This window comes from Enterobacter chinensis (genome assembly GCF_034008295.1).
GTDB classification, from domain to species: domain Bacteria; phylum Pseudomonadota; class Gammaproteobacteria; order Enterobacterales; family Enterobacteriaceae; genus Enterobacter; species Enterobacter chinensis.
The window spans coordinates 757026-772735 of the sequence record NZ_JARDVI010000001.1 but is presented as its reverse complement, the minus strand read 5'-3'; the positions used below and the strand labels follow the sequence as shown (position 1 = coordinate 772735).

The 15710-nt window shown below is 54.5% G+C and carries 14 protein-coding genes; 13 read left to right on the top strand and 1 reads right to left on the bottom strand.

Going from position 1 to position 15710, the window contains the following annotated elements; translation table 11 throughout:
* Positions 1 to 110: 110 nt before the first annotated feature.
* From PYW49_RS03770 to PYW49_RS03715, 12 genes are all read left to right on the top strand, one after another.
* The gene (locus PYW49_RS03770; protein WP_320385723.1) at positions 111 to 1199 is read left to right on the top strand and encodes a 4-oxalomesaconate tautomerase; all 1089 of its coding nucleotides are present in this window, start codon (positions 111 to 113) and stop codon (positions 1197 to 1199) included.
* 75 nt (positions 1200 to 1274) lie between these two features.
* Positions 1275 to 2519 carry an MFS transporter gene (locus PYW49_RS03765; RefSeq protein WP_134350429.1) on the top strand — a complete coding sequence of 415 codons (1245 nt, stop codon included), beginning with the start codon at positions 1275 to 1277 and terminating at the stop codon, positions 2517 to 2519.
* 70 nt (positions 2520 to 2589) lie between these two features.
* Complete coding sequence (locus PYW49_RS03760; protein WP_320385722.1) at positions 2590 to 3453, top strand: fumarylacetoacetate hydrolase family protein; 864 nt, start codon at positions 2590 to 2592, stop codon at positions 3451 to 3453.
* Positions 3454 to 3471: 18 nt separating this feature from the next.
* The gene (citC, locus tag PYW49_RS03755; RefSeq protein ID WP_134350427.1) at positions 3472 to 4539 is read left to right on the top strand and encodes a [citrate (pro-3S)-lyase] ligase; all 1068 of its coding nucleotides are present in this window, start codon (positions 3472 to 3474) and stop codon (positions 4537 to 4539) included.
* Between the two features lie 24 nt (positions 4540 to 4563).
* Complete coding sequence (gene citD / locus PYW49_RS03750) at positions 4564 to 4854, top strand: citrate lyase acyl carrier protein (RefSeq protein ID WP_320385721.1); 291 nt, start codon at positions 4564 to 4566, stop codon at positions 4852 to 4854.
* Positions 4854 to 5729, top strand: a complete 876-nt coding sequence (gene citE / locus PYW49_RS03745) for a citrate (pro-3S)-lyase subunit beta (protein ID WP_134350425.1) — start codon at positions 4854 to 4856, stop codon at positions 5727 to 5729. Before citD ends, citE begins: the two co-directional genes overlap by 1 nt.
* A gap of 30 nt (positions 5730 to 5759) precedes the next feature.
* Positions 5760 to 7280 carry a citrate lyase subunit alpha gene (citF, locus tag PYW49_RS03740; protein ID WP_320385720.1) on the top strand — a complete coding sequence of 507 codons (1521 nt, stop codon included), beginning with the start codon at positions 5760 to 5762 and terminating at the stop codon, positions 7278 to 7280.
* Between the two features lie 5 nt (positions 7281 to 7285).
* Entirely contained in the window at positions 7286 to 7825 is a 540-nt protein-coding gene (gene citX / locus PYW49_RS03735) for a citrate lyase holo-[acyl-carrier protein] synthase (protein WP_320385719.1), read from the top strand.
* Entirely contained in the window at positions 7800 to 8675 is an 876-nt protein-coding gene (gene citG / locus PYW49_RS03730; protein ID WP_320385718.1) for a triphosphoribosyl-dephospho-CoA synthase CitG, read from the top strand. Before citX ends, citG begins: the two co-directional genes overlap by 26 nt.
* Before the next feature lie 17 nt (positions 8676 to 8692).
* Entirely contained in the window at positions 8693 to 9241 is a 549-nt protein-coding gene (locus PYW49_RS03725; RefSeq protein WP_134350421.1) for an RBBP9/YdeN family alpha/beta hydrolase, read from the top strand.
* 17 nt (positions 9242 to 9258) lie between these two features.
* A complete protein-coding gene (gene acnB, locus PYW49_RS03720) occupies positions 9259 to 11850 on the top strand; it encodes a bifunctional aconitate hydratase 2/2-methylisocitrate dehydratase (protein ID WP_320385716.1) in 2592 nt (863 codons plus the stop codon).
* Positions 11851 to 11946: 96 nt separating this feature from the next.
* Entirely contained in the window at positions 11947 to 13386 is a 1440-nt protein-coding gene (locus PYW49_RS03715) for an anion permease (RefSeq protein ID WP_320385715.1), read from the top strand.
* Between the two features lie 56 nt (positions 13387 to 13442).
* Here PYW49_RS03715 and PYW49_RS03710 read toward each other — a convergent pair whose 3' ends face one another.
* Positions 13443 to 14036 carry a TetR family transcriptional regulator gene (locus PYW49_RS03710; RefSeq protein ID WP_320385714.1) on the bottom strand — a complete coding sequence of 198 codons (594 nt, stop codon included), beginning with the start codon at positions 14034 to 14036 and terminating at the stop codon, positions 13443 to 13445.
* Between the two features lie 116 nt (positions 14037 to 14152).
* Here PYW49_RS03710 and PYW49_RS03705 point away from each other — a divergent pair, with 116 nt between their 5' ends.
* Positions 14153 to 15640 (top strand): MFS transporter, encoded by a 1488-nt coding sequence (locus tag PYW49_RS03705; protein ID WP_134350412.1) that lies wholly within the window; start codon positions 14153 to 14155, stop codon positions 15638 to 15640.
* Positions 15641 to 15710: the final 70 nt, after the last annotated feature.

Genomic DNA, 15710 nt, shown 5'->3' with positions numbered 1-15710 from the left:
GGGCTATTAATGTGCAAAACGTATTAATCCTGCTTTTTTTGACATTAGAGTTATCAACAGGAGTGTGAAAACCTTATTGCGTTCCTGATAAAACGAAATGAGAAAAAGACATGTTAAAGATCCCTTGCGTATTAATGCGTGGCGGTACGTCAAAAGGTCCCGTTATTCTGGCCAGCGACCTGCCTGAGGAAACCGAAGCGCGCGACTCGGTGTTGCTCAGTTTGATGGGTGCAGGCCATGAACTTGAAATTGACGGCATTGGCGGTGGAAGCCCGCAAACCAGTAAGGTGGCCATCGTCAGTCCTTCCGACAGCCCGGATGCAGATGTGGATTACTTATTCGCACAGGTGATGGTGAACGAGCGTCGCGTCGATACCACGCCTAACTGCGGCAATATGCTCTGTGCCGTGGGTCCCTTTGCGATAGAAAAAGGGCTCGTGAAAGCGCAAAGCCCGGTGACAACGGTGCGGATCCGTAATCTTAACACCGGAACGCTGGTTGATGCGGAAGTGCAAACGCCTGATTATCGGGTCACCTATGAAGGCGATACCCAAATTGACGGTGTTCCGGGTACAGCCGCACCCATTGGCTTAACCTTCCTGAATTCTGCAGGTTCTAAAACAGGGAAATTACTCCCGACTGACAGCGTCACAAATGTATTCGACGGTATTGAAGTCACCTGTATTGATATGGCGATGCCGATGGTTTTGATTGAGGCATCGGCCCTGGGAAAAACAGGGGGGGAGTCACCTGCGGAACTGGATGCCGATACGGCATTTAAAGCAAGGCTGGAGAACTTGCGTCGTCAGGCGGGCGAGGCGATGGGCTTAGGGGACGTGTCAAACAAAGTCATCCCTAAACCGGTTCTGCTGAGCCGGGCGCGTAACGGCGGAACGCTTCAGGTGCGGTATTTCATGCCACACACGTGCCATAAATCACTGGCCATTACCGGCTCGATTGGTATTTCGACCGCGACGCTCATTGACGGCTCCGTCGCCGCTAAAATCGTCGCCGATCGTCCAAAGGAGCGCTATACCAATATTATTGATATAGAACACCCAAGTGGAAAAATATCTGTTTCATTACTGAGGGACGGTAACAATATCGCAAATACCCGAGCCGCGGTAATTCGGACCTCCCGTAAGTTATTTGAAGGTGCCGTTTGTGTGCCTGAAAAAATGCTCTCTGAAGTAGATTAGGTAAAACCCAAACTAAGAAATAGTTCTGCCTTAAACAATTACATTCTGTACCTTAACTATAATACTGAGGTTATTATGGCGTTAACGCATGCTAACAATACCCTGAAAGCCCCCGATCCTGTAAAAGCCAGTGCGTATATTCGCGTGATTCTGGCGCTGGCATTATCCGGGCTTGCTGAACTTGCTTCTCTGTTTTTTATTCAGCCACTGCTTCCGACGCTTGCAGTGGAATATAATGTTCCAGTCAGCCAGGTGAGTATTATCTTATCGGCAGAAACAGCCTTGCTGGCAATTGGATTGCTGTTTACCGGGACGTTATCCGATCACTATGGCAGGAAGCGGTTAATTATCGTCTCCCTCCTGTTGGGCGGTATTCTGACGCTGCTCTGCCCGCTGGTGGAATCCTGGGCGATGCTGGTGGCGCTGCGTGCGGTAATTGGTCTGGCGCTGAGCGGCATCGCTGCGGCAGCCACCGCCTACATCAGCGAAGAGGTTGCGCCGGTGGCGGCAGGCATCGTGACGGGCTATTTTGTCTTCGGTAACTCGATGGGCGGCATGTCCGGCCGTATTGTTGCCAGCCAGCTGATCGATCACGTTTCAATCAATGTCATCTTTTACGGGTTTGCGGTCAGTTTGATTGTGGTGGCCGTTCTGGTGAAGTTCCTGCTGCCTGAATCTAAAAACTTCACACCCACGCAGAGCCTTAACGCTATGCGTATGGTGAAAGGGGCGGCATCGCATTTCAAAAATAAAAATCTGGCGCTGGCGTTTGTCATCAGCTTTATTATCTTCGGCGCATTTACCTCACTGTATAACTATCTGGCCTTCTTCCTGAAAGGTGAGCCATTCCATATTTCACCGGCAAATGCAGGTCTGCTCTCTTTTAGCTTCGCCCTGAGTTTCTTTACGGCTCCGCAGGCAGGCCGATTATCGGCGAAATATGGCGCAATGAAAGTCTTGCGTGTGTTGTTCCTGATTATGGCGTTCGGCATGCTGCTGACGCTGACATCGAACGTCGTCACCTTTATTGTTGGCGCTGTGATTTTTACCGGCTGTTTCTTCGGCTGCCACTCTATCGGCTTAAGCTGGGTCAGTAAAAATGCAACCCATGCCAGAGGTCAGGCCGTCGCGCTCTATTTATTCTTCTACTACATGGGCGGTTCGGTTATTGGTTTTATTAACGGTTTTGTTTTCCATTCAATGGGCTGGCAGGGGATGACCGGGTTTATTCTGGCATTACTCGGGGTTGGCGTTGTGGTGGCGACGTATCTGGCATCCGGTAATAAACCGGTACTGGTACCCGCCCAGTCCGCAGAATAAAAGTCAGGCAATGTGTTCACGTCCTGGGGCGTGAACACAGAAAGAACACGTATATCAATCGGGTATCATCATGAAATTAGCAAGCTATATTCATCAGGGCCGTAAAAGTTACGGGATTTATACACCATCCGGCTTTATCGATTTGGGTAATAAAATCGGCCATCAATATGCGACATTGAAAGACCTTCTTCAATGGGATGCAGTAGACGTCGCCAGGCAATATCTCGATTGCCCAGTGGATATCATGCCTGAAGACATGACCTTTTTGCCCGTGATAGAAGAGCCCGGAAAGATTTTCTGCGTGGGAATGAATTACGCTGAAAAAAGAAAAGAGTTTGCTGAGACGAATAATGCCCCCACGCTGTTTATTCGTTTTCCTGATTCGCAAACCGGACACGCGCGGCCGGTGATAAAACCGGTTCTCTCCAGCGAGTTCGATTATGAAGGCGAGCTGGCCGTTATCATTGGTAAACCCGGCAGCCGAATTGACGTCAATAACGCGCTCAGCCATGTCGCGGGTTACAGCTGCTATATGGATGGCTCCGTGCGCGACTGGCAGCACGCCTGGTTCACCGCCGGTAAAAACTGGACGCAAACCGGTGCCTTTGGCCCGTATATGACCACGGCAGATGAGATCCCCGATCCCCACGCGTTGACCATTCACACCTGGCTGAACGGCATGCTGGTTCAGAATGACTCGACCGGCAGCATGATCCACAAAGTGGCGGATCTTATCGCCTACATCAGCACGTTCACCTCCCTCAGCGCCGGTGACGTCATTATTACCGGCTCGCCCGGTGGCGTCGGCAAAAAGCGTAATCCGCCTCTGTTTATGCACGATGGCGATCGCGTCGAAGTCGAAATCGAAAACATTGGTCGCCTGATGAATACCATTGTGGAAGCTCAACCGCAGCCGGAAGAGTTAGCTGTCTAGACGCTCAGGAGAGAGAAGATGTACACCGCCAGAACACCCGAGTTTGAGGTTATTAACGCCGGTAACGCCCAGTCCAGGGAAGAAGTCGCCCGCTTCCTGGCCCGCAACGGGTTAGGCATTGATGACGATATTGAGCAATTTATTGTTGCCCGCTATCAACGCCAGCTTGTCGCCTGCACCGGCATTGCGGGTAACACCTTAAAATGCATCGCGGTGGATGCCGCGTGGCGGGGTACGTCGTTAAGCCTGACGTTAATCCATGAGGCCGAGCTTCAGGCGGCACAGAACGGTGAGCATCAACTCTTTCTTTTTACCTGTCCGGATAACGTGAAGTCGTTTCGCGGATGTGGGTTTTATCCGCTGGTGACGGTCGAGAACTGTGCGTCATTAATGGAGAATACGCCGGTGGGTATTCATCGTTATTGCAGCCAGCTGCGCCGTCACCATTTCGTGCCGGGAAAAAATATTGGCGCGATTGTGATGAACGCCAATCCGTTCACCCTCGGCCATCAATATTTGATTGAGCATGCGGCAAGCCGGTGCGACGCGTTACATGTTTTCGTGGTCCAGGAAGATGTCTCCGCATTTTCGTTTAAAGAACGGTTCGCGATGGTCAGGGAAGGATCCCGTCACCTGCCAAATGTCACCGTTCATCCGGGGTCGGCGTATATTATTTCGCGCGGGACATTCCCGGGCTATTTCCTGAAAGATAAGCAGGTCATTGATAAAACCTACGCGGCAATTGATCTCCTGCTGTTCAGAAATTACATCGCACCCGCGTTGAATATTAATCATCGTTTCGTGGGTACCGAGCCGTTCTGTCCGTTAACCGCTGAATATAACCGGGCGATGCATCGCTGGCTGGAAGAAGAAACGAGCACGGCGGCCCGCATTAGCGTACACGAAATAGAAAGAAGAACGGATGGCAATAATGTGCCGGTATCGGCTTCAGCCGTTCGTCGTTTATTAAAAGAAAACAAAATCGCTGCCGCCAGTCGCATGGTGCCCGCCACCACGCGCGCGTTTCTGAATAACGGATTACAGCATCAGCCTTGTTTATCCGAACCGCTGACGGCAGCGGTTTAACCGCATTATTACAGGAAAACTGATATGAAAATTGTGCAAGCCGCGATGGCGGGAACGCTGGAGTCCAGCGACCTTATGGTTAAGGTAAGCCCCGTCGAAAGCGGGCTGGATGTGGTCATCCAGAGCGAAGTGTATAAGCAGTTTGGCGACCGAATTACAGAGGTCGTTAATGAAACGCTTGCTGCGTTCAATATCGAGCAGGGGCTGATCGTTGTTGATGATAAAGGCGCGCTGGATTGCGTGATCCGCGCCCGCGTGCAGGCTGCATTGCTCAGAGGTACAGCCCGGGAAGACATTGCATGGGAAACGTTATAATGAAAAAATTACGCCGCAGTATGTTATTTATTCCCGGTTCAAGTGCTGCCATGCTGTCGACGGCATTTATCTATAAACCAGACTCTATTATGTTTGATCTGGAAGATGCCGTTGCGCTGAAAGAAAAAGACAGCGCCCGCCTTCTGGTATTTCATGCGCTGCAACATCCGATGTACAACGATATTGAAACCGTTGTCAGAATTAACCCGCTCAATACCCCTTTTGGTTTAAAGGATCTGGAAGCCGCCGTCAGGGCAGGTGTGGATGTTATTCGTCTGCCGAAAACTGACTCTCCGGAAGATATCTATCAACTTGAACGTGAAATCGTCCGCATTGAAGAAAACTGCGGGCGTCCTGTTGGCTCAACGAAATTAATGGCTGCAATCGAATCTGCCGTCGGCGTGATTAACGCGGTTGCCATTGCGAAATCCTCAGACCGGTTAATGGGTATTGCGCTGGCCGCCTTTGACTATGTGATGGATATGCAAACCGAGCGGGGCGACGGGACAGAGCTGTTCTATGCCCGGTGCGCCGTATTGCATGCCGCGCGCGGGGCAGGAATTGACGCTTTCGACGTGGTATACGCCGATGTGAATGACGAGGCCGGTTTCCTCAAAGAAGTGGATCTCATCCGCCGGATGGGCTTCAACGGAAAATCGCTGATTAATCCGCGACAAATTGAAATTCTTCATAACGCCTACGCGCCTACGCAGGAAGAAGTGGATTACGCCCAGCGCGTGATTGCTGCTGCAGAAGAGGGAGAACGCAACGGACTGGGGGTGATTTCGCTGAACGGAAAAATGATCGACGCGCCAATCATCAACCATGCCCGCGTGGTAATCGAACGTAAAAATGCCTCGGGCATTCGCCAGTAATCCCTTATACCGCAAGCGACAGGATGAATAATGAAAAACCTCACTGAAACTCTGCATCACATGCCCGGCTCCCGTCGTGAGTACGTCGCCTTCAGCGGCGCTAACGCGACGACGCCTTACCTTTCTGATCATCAGCAAAAGACTCAGCGCAAACTTTTTGCCAGCGTAGACGACGTGCTGGCCCGCTGCGATCTGCATGACGGCATGACCGTATCCTTTCATCACGCGTTCCGCGAGGGTGATAAGGTCATTAATTACGTGATGGATAAACTGGCTCAGCGCGGTCTGAAAGGGATCACGCTCGCGTCCAGTTCGTTGATGTCGTGCAATGCCCCGCTTATTGAACACATTCGCAGTGGCGTGATTGGCAAAATCTATACCTCCGGCATGCGTGGCGAGCTGGCGGATGCGATTTCACACGGATTGATGGACGAGCCGGTACAGATCCACTCCCATGGTGGACGGGTGAACCTGATTCAGAAGGGCGAAATTGCTATTGATGTCGCCTTTCTGGCGGTGTCCTGCTGCGATGAATATGGCAATGCCAGCGGCAACGGCGGTACATCGCAGTGCGGCTCGCTCGGTTATGCCATGGTCGACGCGCAATACGCCAAAAAGGTGGTCTTGCTCACCGAAACCCTGAAGCCGTTCCCCAACCTGCCGGCCAGTATCGTCCAGGACCGGGTTGACTATGTGGTGCAGATTGAGAGCGTCGGCGACCCGGCAAAAATCAGCGTAGGCGCTGCCAGGGTCACCAGTAATCCACGTGAGCTGATGATTGCCCGTTCTGCCGCCGACGTTATCGAACACTCTGGCTATTTCCGCAACGGCTTTTCCATTCAGACCGGTTCAGGCGCGGCGTCCACCGCCTGTACGCGGTTTATGGAAGCCCGTATGCGCAAACACAATATTGTCGCCCGGTTCGCGCTCGGCGGCATCACCGGCAGCATTGTCGATCTGCATCAAAAGGGACTCATTAAAAAAATCCTCGATACGCAAAGCTTTGACGGTGCAGCGGCAGCCTCTATGACGGTCAATCCCGGCCATGTGGAAATTTCCACCAACGTCTATGCGAACCCGGCTGCAAAAGCCGCCTGCTGCGACAGGGTTGATGTGGTCATTCTCAGCGCGCTGGAGGTGGACACGCAGTTCAACGTCAACGTCCTGACCGGTTCCGACGGTGTGATGCGCGGCGCCTCAGGCGGGCATTGCGACGTCGCCGCGGCGGCAAATCTCACCATCGTGGTTGCCCCGCTGATCCGCAGCCGAATTCCTACCGTTGTCAGGCAGGTCACCACCCTGGTGACGCCGGGCGAAAGCATCGACGTTCTGGTTACCGATCACGGTATTGCCGTTAACCCGGCGCGTCCGGAGATCCGTGAACGTCTGATTAACGCCGGGCTGGCCGTCGTCGACATCGATGCGCTGTATCGCAAGGCGCTGCTCATCTCGGGTGAGCCTAAGCCTGTCGAGTTTACTGACCGTATCGTCGGTGTGGTGCGCTACCGCGACGGCAGCGTGATAGATGTGGTTCGCCAGGTTAAGGAGTAATTCTCATGATGGATAAAGCCTCGAACGCGAAGGTCTCTCTGGAACAGGTTCTGAACGCCAGAGAACAGCGAGCCCGTCGTCAGCAGGCGTGGCTGTTTCAGTCGGATCATACGGTGGTTTCCGTCACGCTGGTCTGGCCGGGGGAGGTGAAGGATACCGCGCTGGCCAGACAGGTGATGGCCGCTGCGAATGACGCGCTCGGGGACCTGTTCCGGACCCATCAGTGGACGGTCTGCCGGCAGCAGATCCTGCAGCTGGTCACGGGGCCGGAAGCGCTCTGGGCGGTTGCGGCACCCGCGTGGATGGTCAAACACGTGACGGCGCACCTGGAAGATAACCATCCGCTGGGACGCTTATGGGATATCGACGTGCTGTGTCCAAAAGCGGGCCTGCTGAAAAGAAACGCTATCCAGCAACCGATGCGCAGATGCTTTATCTGTCATGAACCTGCTCATGTTTGTTCTCGTATGCGACGTCATTCACAGGCCGAGCTCACGCGCGTAATTGAGGCGTTAACCGATGACTACTTCGCTTGCCAGATGTAATGCACCCGACGTTCAGCACACCTTCGCGGAGCTGGCTACCGAGGCCCTGTACCGGGAAATTCGCTTAACCCCGAAACCGGGTCTGGTGGATCGCGTAAACAGTGGGGCGCATAAGGATATGAATTTCGCACTGTTCATGACCAGTATCGCGGCGATTGCCCCCTGGTTTTCAACGTTCTTTAACGTTGGCAGAGAGACGGCTCGCCTTGCTGGCCCGCAAACGCTGCGGGCGATAAGGCCGACCGGTCTGGCCTGCGAACAGGCAATGTTTAACGCCACCGGCGGGGTGAATACCCATAAAGGCGGGATCTTCTCTCTGGGGCTGCTGTGTGCCGCGGCGGGGCGTCTGACGCAAAGGCAAGAAAGCCTCACGCAACGCAGCCTGTGCGATGAGAGTAGCGCAATCTGCAAAGGCATCGTTGAACAGGAGCTGAAAAATCGCGGCGTTGCGAAAACGAAGGGCGAGCAGCAATACAAAGCGTACGGCTTCACCGGTGCCAGAGGGGAGGCGGAAAGCGGTTTTGCCACCGTCCGTCACGTTGGCCTGCCTCACTTTGACATCGCACTGCGCCGGGGAGCCTCTGAGGACGACGCGCTGCTGAGGATGCTGCTCGGGCTGATGGCGGCGAACCCGGATACCAATCTTGTTTCACGTGGTGGAACGGAAGGGCTGAATTATGCCAGACGCTATTCCAGACGACTATTAACCGTGAGACATCTGACGCCGGAGAAATTAGTTAACGCCTTATCCAGAATGGACGTTCAGTTTATTCGCCGGAATTTAAGTCCGGGTGGGAGCGCAGATCTTATCGCCGTTGGATGGTTATTGTCGCAGTTTCCGTGCGAATAATCGAAAAGGAAAACGTCATGATTGAACAACGCCTGCAGCAGCTCAGTAACGTTTATACCCTAATTCTGGTGCCGGGACTGAGAGACAGCGATGAGCATCACTGGCAAAGCTGTTGGGGGCGGCGTTTTCCTTTCTGGAAGCGGATTCAGCAGAAAAATTGGTTTGAGCCCGATATTGAAAACTGGGTCTCCGCCATTACCCGCGAACTGGCATCGTGCCAGCTGCCCGCCATCCTCGTCGGCCATAGCTTTGGCGCGCTGGCGTCATGCCGGCTGCTGCAAACGCGACGGGTAAACGTCGCCGGGGTGGTGATGGTCGCGCCGGCAGAACCCGCTATTTTCGGCCTTGAAGAGGCCATTCAGCCAGCGTCATTGCCGGTTCCCTGCCTGATGTTTGCCAGCAGAAATGACCCCCTGATGCCTTTCGCGCGCGCTCAGTTCTGGGCGGCACGCTGGGAGGGCCATTTAATCGATATCGGGGAGGCCGGGCATATTAATGCCGAATCGGGTTTTGGTGAATGGCCTTACGGACTTGAACGGCTAACAGAATTTTGTGAACAACTTTAGCTTTAACAGGAGACCCTATGTTAGATGATTATAATCAGCACCTGATCGCACGCGAAGAGGCGGGCATTCCGGCGAAACCCTTAACAGCGGAACAGACTGATGCGCTTATTCATCGTTTAATTCACGATGCGTCCGCACCTCATCCTCTCTTAGAATTATTAACCCACAGCGTTCCCCCGGGCGTCGATCCCGCGGCAAAGTTAAAAGCCGAATTTTTATTTAAGGTGGCATTGCAGGAATACCGTATTAACGGCCTCTCTCCCGAGTCGGCCACGACGCTGCTGGGTTCCATGCAGGGAGGCTATAACGTCCAGCCGCTGATTGATCTTCTGGACCACCCGAGCCTGGCACCGCTGGCCGTACAGCAGCTTTCTTCTACCATCCTGATTTTTGAAAAATTCAGCCAGGTTGAAGCCAAAGCGATGAGCGGTAACGACCGGGCAAAAGAGGTGCTTCAGTCCTGGGCAAATGCCGAATGGTTTACCCGCCGTCCGGCGATGCCTGAAAAAATCACCCTGAAGGTGTTCAAGGTTCCCGGTGAGACCAATACCGACGATTTGTCTCCGGCACCGGAGGCGTGGTCACGTCCGGATATTCCGCTGCACGCGCTCTCCATGCTTAGTAACGTCAGGGAAGGGGTCGAGCCGGATGAACCCGGCGTGCGCGGCCCTTTGCGCCAGCTGGCAGAATTAAAAGAGGAAGGCTGGCCGCTGGCGTACGTCGGCGATGTCGTCGGAACCGGGTCATCGCGCAAATCCGCCACTAACTCGATCTTATGGCACATCGGGAACGATATTCCGTTCGTGCCGAATAAACGTAACGGCGGGTTTGTGTTTGGCGGCAAAATCGCGCCCATTTTCTTCAACACGCTGGAAGATTCCGGTGCTTTGCCGGTAGAGATGGACGTCTCCGCGCTGACGACCGGGATGCTGATCGATTTGTATCCCTATAAAGGCGAAATTCGCGAGACGGAAAGCCAGCGTCTGGTGACCCGCTTTACGCTTAAAACCGAGGTGCTGCTGGACGAAGTGCGCGCCGGCGGGCGGATCCCGCTGATTATCGGACGCAGCCTGACCGCGAAAGCGCGGGAATCGCTGATGCTTGCACCTTCAGAAGTCTTCCGCAAGCCCTCAGCCCCTGCGCCATCCGCAGCCGGTTTTACGCTGGCACAGAAAATGGTGGGTAAAGCCTGCGGCGTCGCGGGGATCCGTCCCGGGCAGTATTGCGAGCCGAAGATCACGACAGTGGGCTCGCAGGACACCACCGGCGGGATGACGCGCGACGAGTTGACCGATCTTGCCTGCCTGACGTTTTCGGCCGATCTGGTGATGCAGTCTTTCTGCCACACCTCTGCGTACCCTAAGCCCGTCGACGTTCAGCTGCATGAAACCCTGCCGCAGTTTATTACCCGTCGTAACGGGGTCGCGCTGAAGCCGGGCGATGGCATTATCCACTCCTGGCTTAACCGCATGCTGCTGCCGGATACGGTGGGCACCGGTGCCGACTCCCATACCCGCTTCCCGCTGGGGATCTCTTTCCCGGGCGGCTCCGGGCTGGTAGCGTTTGCCGCCGCAACCGGCATTATGCCGCTGGATATGCCTGAATCGGTGCTGGTGCGCTTTAAGGGCGAGATGCAGAAAGGGATCACCCTGCGCGATCTGGTTCATGCCATACCGCTCTACGCCAGAAAGCAGGGGCTGTTGACGGTCGAGAAAAAGAATAAACGCAATGTTTTCTCGGGCCGGATCCTCGAAATTGAGGGGCTGGAAACACTGAGTGCAGAGCAGGCGTTTGAGCTGGCTGACGCCTCCGCTGAACGGTCCGCTGCTGCGTGCGTGATGCGCCTGGCAGAAGAGAATGTCGCGCAATACCTGCGTTCCAACGCGGCTCTGCTGCGCTGGATGGTTAAGCAGGGGTATGAGAATGCCGACACGCTTGAACGTCGCATCGCTGAAATCGAGGCGTGGCTGGCTAACCCATCGCTGCTGTCCGCCGATCCTGACGCGGAATATGCCGCAGTCATTGACATTGACCTCAATGAAATCACTGAACCGGTGGTCTGCGCGCCGGACGATCCGGACGATGCCCGGTTACTTTCCGACGTTGCCAGCACGCCTGTTGAAGAGGTCTTCATTGGCTCCTGCATGACCAACATTGGTCATTTCCGCGCTGCGGGTGAAATCCTGGCCGATGCCAGTGCAAGCCAGGCGCGGTTGTGGATCGCGCCTCCCACCAAAATGGATGCCCGGCAGCTTTCCCGTGAGGGCTATTTTAGTCAGTTTATAAAATCGGGGGCGAGAATCGAGCCCGCAGGCTGTTCCCTCTGCATGGGGAACCAGGCGAGGGTGCGCGAAGGGAGTCACGTAGTATCAACGTCCACCCGAAATTTCCCTCATCGTCTGGGAACGAATGCCAAAGTGTTCCTTGCCTCGGCTGAATTAAGCACCGTCGCGGCCATACTGGGTAAAATGCCAACCGTGGAAGAATATTTTAGCTATACGGATAAACTTCATGGCGCACAGGAAAATATCTATCGCTATCTCAGTTTTGACACCCTGGCAGAATATAAAAACACAGAAGGTGATAATATCCAGATTGTTAGCCTGTAGTTTCTTATTATTTATTTAGCAAATGTATTTAGCCGGCAGAGGCGTCTCTCTGGAGCCGTCCCTGCCATTCAGGGACCCTTTTCTCATGGGTGAGATATGCTTAAATCCAATGTTTTAAAAACAATCTTACTTGCCGTAATAATATTATTATCAATATTCATTCCTCCGCCTGATGGATTAACCAAAGAGGCGTGGATACTGGCAGGAATATATTTGTCCGCTATCGTTGGCCTGGTCATTAAACCTTATCCCGAACCCGTCATCATGCTCGTCGCGGTTGCATTAACCTGTTTTACCGTAACAAAATTCCCGGATTCACCCGTCAAATCAATGGATGTGTTGAGCGGATACGCCTCAGGCACCACATGGCTGGTGTTCAGCGCCTTTACGCTTAGCGCGGCATTTGTCACGACCGGTCTGGGGAAACGGCTTGCCTACTGGTTTATCCTCAAGTTTGGCAGTACGACGCTGAGACTGGGGTATGTCACTGCCTTACTGGATTTGGTGCTGGCACCCGCCACGCCCTCAAATACTGCGCGGGCAGGTGGGGTGGTATTCCCTATTATTAACAGCATCGCGACCGTACTGGGCTCAACGCCAAAAGAGACGCCGTGTAAGGCTGGCCGTTATTTAATGGTTAATGTCTATATGGTCACTAAAACGACCAGCTATATGTTTTTAACGGGCTTTGCCGGGAACGCGTTAGCGCTTCAGCTCATTTCAGATATTTTCCATATTCATATTAGCTGGATCGGCTGGATGCTGGCGGGTGCCCCGTTGGGTTTATTGATGCTGTGTATCATTCCCTATATTTGCTACCGAATTGCCTCTCCGGAAATTAAAGAAATTGATAATGTCGCGATTGCGACCAACGGGCTTCAAAGCCTCGGTGCAATGAGCCTCAAAGAGAAGGGGCTGGTGGTTATTTTCATCGCCGCATTATTGGGCTGGATCTTCTCACGTCATCTTGGACTCACTGAATCCGCCGTCGCCATTATCGCGATGGGGGCGGCCCTGCTGTTTAATATTATCGGCTGGAGCGATGTTCAAAAAAATAAAGGCGGCTGGAATACCCTGATGTGGTATGGGGGCATCATTGGTCTGAGTGCCACCCTGAGCAAAGAGGGTTTTTTCCGCTGGCTGGCTGATTTCCTGTCTGCGCATCTGGATTTTCTCAGCGCTGGTAATATGACTATCGTGATTATCGTGTTTCTCAGCGTGCTGGTTCGCTATTTCTTTGCCTCCGGCGGAGCATACGTCGCGGCCATGGTGCCGGTGTTTGCCACCGTGGGTCTGGTAACCGGAACGGCGCCTGTCCTGCTGGCGCTTGCTATTCTGTTTTCCAACTCCTACGGCGGGTGTATCACGCACTATGGGGGCGCAGCAGGGCCCATTATCTTCGCCGCCGGGTATAACGACATTAAGTCATGGTGGTCGATCGGCACCGTCGTGGCGTTGTGCACATTTCTGATCCATATGGTTTGCGGCATTCCGTGGTGGGGTTTCCTCCTGCAGCACGGCATGCTGCAGTTTTGACGGGCTGGGATAACGCGGAACGAGGCCGGGTCAGGCGTAGCCGCCACCCGGCAACATCACTGCTGCGACGTGTTATTAAACAATTCGAGAGAGATTAATTTATCAAGATGGCTGTTAAACGCCGCATCATCCATTTCGGGCATGTTTAAGATATACATTCCGTCAAGACCACACACCAGCCCAATCAAACGCCAGGCAATATTTTCCGCCCGATCGCCTGGACTGAATGCCCCGGCCTCCGTTCCCGCCCTGATAAGCGCCACCGTTTCCTGGTGCCACATCTCCATGGTCATGACGTAGGCGCTCTTAATGTCCGTATCGCGGCTGGCCAGCAGCTGCGCTTCACGCCACAGGCGTATATAAGGCTCAAACCTGCCGTCATCGCTGCCGAGCATGGCATGAAGCTGCTCCCGCCAGCCAGCCTGTTTGCCCGCGACATCGGCATCCAGCAGTTCGCGGATTAACCGCACGAAAGCCAGCGATTTTAGCTCCCCGGCGGAGGTGAAATGATGATGAACCTGACCGGTAGCGACCTTCGCCTCGGCCGCAATACGTCGCACCGTCATGGCCGCCAGTCCTTCGGCCAGCGCCACGCGCATGGCGGCCTGTAAGATGGCTTCCCGCCGTTCGTCCTTGCTCAGATATCGCATGTTTACTCACTCTCAATGGGAACGAAACGAGTGTAACAAAAAGCTGGACACTCGTTCAACTTTACGTAGGATCCTAATCTGGACATGTGTCCATGTTTAAAATGAAAAGGAAATTTATGTTTCGTCAGTGGTTAGCGTTAGTGATTATCGTGCTGGTGTATATCCCGGTGGCGATCGACGCGACGGTGCTGCACGTGGCGGCGCCGACATTGAGCATGACGCTGGGTGCCAGCGGTAATGAATTGCTTTGGATCATCGATATCTACTCTCTGGTGATGGCGGGTATGGTGCTGCCGATGGGCGCACTCGGTGACCGGATTGGTTTTAAGCGGCTGCTGATGATTGGCAGTACGCTGTTTGGTCTGTCGTCCCTGGCGGCGGCGTTTGCCCCGTCGGCCGGGTGGCTGATTGCGGCGCGTGCCTCGCTGGCAATCGGTGCGGCGATGATCATTCCGGCCACCCTGGCAGGGATCCGTACGCTGTTTGTCGACGCGCGGGACCGTAATATTGCGCTTGGCGTCTGGGCGGCGGTGGGCTCCGGCGGGGCGGCGTTTGGTCCGCTGATCGGCGGTATGCTGCTTGAGCATTTTTACTGGGGATCGGTGTTTTTGATCAACGTGCCGATCGTGCTGGTCGTCGTTTCGCTGGCCGCGCGTTTTGTGCCTCGCCAGCAGGGCCGCCCGGAGCAGCCGCTGAATATCAGCCATGCCATCATGCTGATTGTGGCGATTTTGCTGCTGGTCTACAGCGCTAAAACGGCGCTCAAAGGCGCGCTGTCACCGTGGCTGGTCATCTCCGCGCTGGTTACCGGCTCGGTGCTGCTGTTTGTCTTTGTCCGTATTCAGCTTCGCGCCCGCGTACCAATGATCGACATGCGCCTGTTCTGCCACCGCATCATTTTGAGCGGCGTGGTGATGGCGATGACCGCGATGATTGCCCTGGTCGGCTTTGAGCTACTGATGGCCCAGGAGCTGCAGTTTGTTCACGGCTTTACGCCGTTTGAAGCGGGAATGTTCATGCTGCCTGTGATGGTCGCCAGCGGGTTCAGCGGACCGATCGCGGGCGTGCTGGTTGGGCGTTTAGGGCTACGCATCGTCGCGGCTGGCGGAATGGGGCTCAGCGCCGTCAGCTTTATCGGCCTGTCGATGCTCGACTTCAGTACGCAGCAGTGGCAGGCGTGGGGGCTGATGGTGCTGCTCGGCTTCAGTGCCGCCAGCGCGCTGCTGGCTTCGACCTCCGCAATTATGGCTGCCGCGCCGAAAGAGAAAGCCGCCGCCGCAGGGGCGATTGAAACCATGTCCTATGAACTGGGAGCCGGGCTGGGGATCGCCATTTTTGGCCTGCTGCTGACCCGCAGCTTCTCGGCGTCGATTGCGCTTCCGCAGGGGTTGAATGCTTCTCTCGTCGACAAAGCCTCGTCATCCATTGGTGAAGCGATGAAGGTGGCGCAGGATCTGACGCCGACCATGGCGGAGTCGGTTATTGAGGCGGCGAAAAGCGCGTTTATCACCTCGCACAGCGTGGCGCTGGGAAGTGCAGGTGGAATGTTGCTGCTGCTGGCCGTTGGGATCTGGTTCAGCCTGGCGAAGGTCAACCCGCGGTAAGTAAATAGCGCAGTAAAACCGGACTGGAGGTTGGCGCGGGTGGGGCTGATGGGCTATGTTTTTTAAAGGA

What these genes read in the sequence shown, in the direction of transcription:
- PYW49_RS03770 (WP_320385723.1), top strand. Translation starts at nt 111, where the DNA reads ATGTTAAAGATCCCTTGCGTATTAATGCGTGGCGGTACGTCAAAAGGT.
- PYW49_RS03765 (WP_134350429.1), top strand. Translation starts at nt 1,275, where the DNA reads ATGGCGTTAACGCATGCTAACAATACCCTGAAAGCCCCCGATCCTGTA.
- PYW49_RS03760 (WP_320385722.1), top strand. Translation starts at nt 2,590, where the DNA reads ATGAAATTAGCAAGCTATATTCATCAGGGCCGTAAAAGTTACGGGATT.
- citC (WP_134350427.1), top strand. Translation starts at nt 3,472, where the DNA reads ATGTACACCGCCAGAACACCCGAGTTTGAGGTTATTAACGCCGGTAAC.
- citD (WP_320385721.1), top strand. Translation starts at nt 4,564, where the DNA reads ATGAAAATTGTGCAAGCCGCGATGGCGGGAACGCTGGAGTCCAGCGAC.
- citE (WP_134350425.1), top strand. Translation starts at nt 4,854, where the DNA reads ATGAAAAAATTACGCCGCAGTATGTTATTTATTCCCGGTTCAAGTGCT.
- citF (WP_320385720.1), top strand. Translation starts at nt 5,760, where the DNA reads ATGAAAAACCTCACTGAAACTCTGCATCACATGCCCGGCTCCCGTCGT.
- citX (WP_320385719.1), top strand. Translation starts at nt 7,286, where the DNA reads ATGATGGATAAAGCCTCGAACGCGAAGGTCTCTCTGGAACAGGTTCTG.
- citG (WP_320385718.1), top strand. Translation starts at nt 7,800, where the DNA reads ATGACTACTTCGCTTGCCAGATGTAATGCACCCGACGTTCAGCACACC.
- PYW49_RS03725 (WP_134350421.1), top strand. Translation starts at nt 8,693, where the DNA reads ATGATTGAACAACGCCTGCAGCAGCTCAGTAACGTTTATACCCTAATT.
- acnB (WP_320385716.1), top strand. Translation starts at nt 9,259, where the DNA reads ATGTTAGATGATTATAATCAGCACCTGATCGCACGCGAAGAGGCGGGC.
- PYW49_RS03715 (WP_320385715.1), top strand. Translation starts at nt 11,947, where the DNA reads ATGCTTAAATCCAATGTTTTAAAAACAATCTTACTTGCCGTAATAATA.
- PYW49_RS03710 (WP_320385714.1), bottom strand. Translation starts at nt 14,036, where the DNA reads ATGCGATATCTGAGCAAGGACGAACGGCGGGAAGCCATCTTACAGGCC.
- PYW49_RS03705 (WP_134350412.1), top strand. Translation starts at nt 14,153, where the DNA reads ATGTTTCGTCAGTGGTTAGCGTTAGTGATTATCGTGCTGGTGTATATC.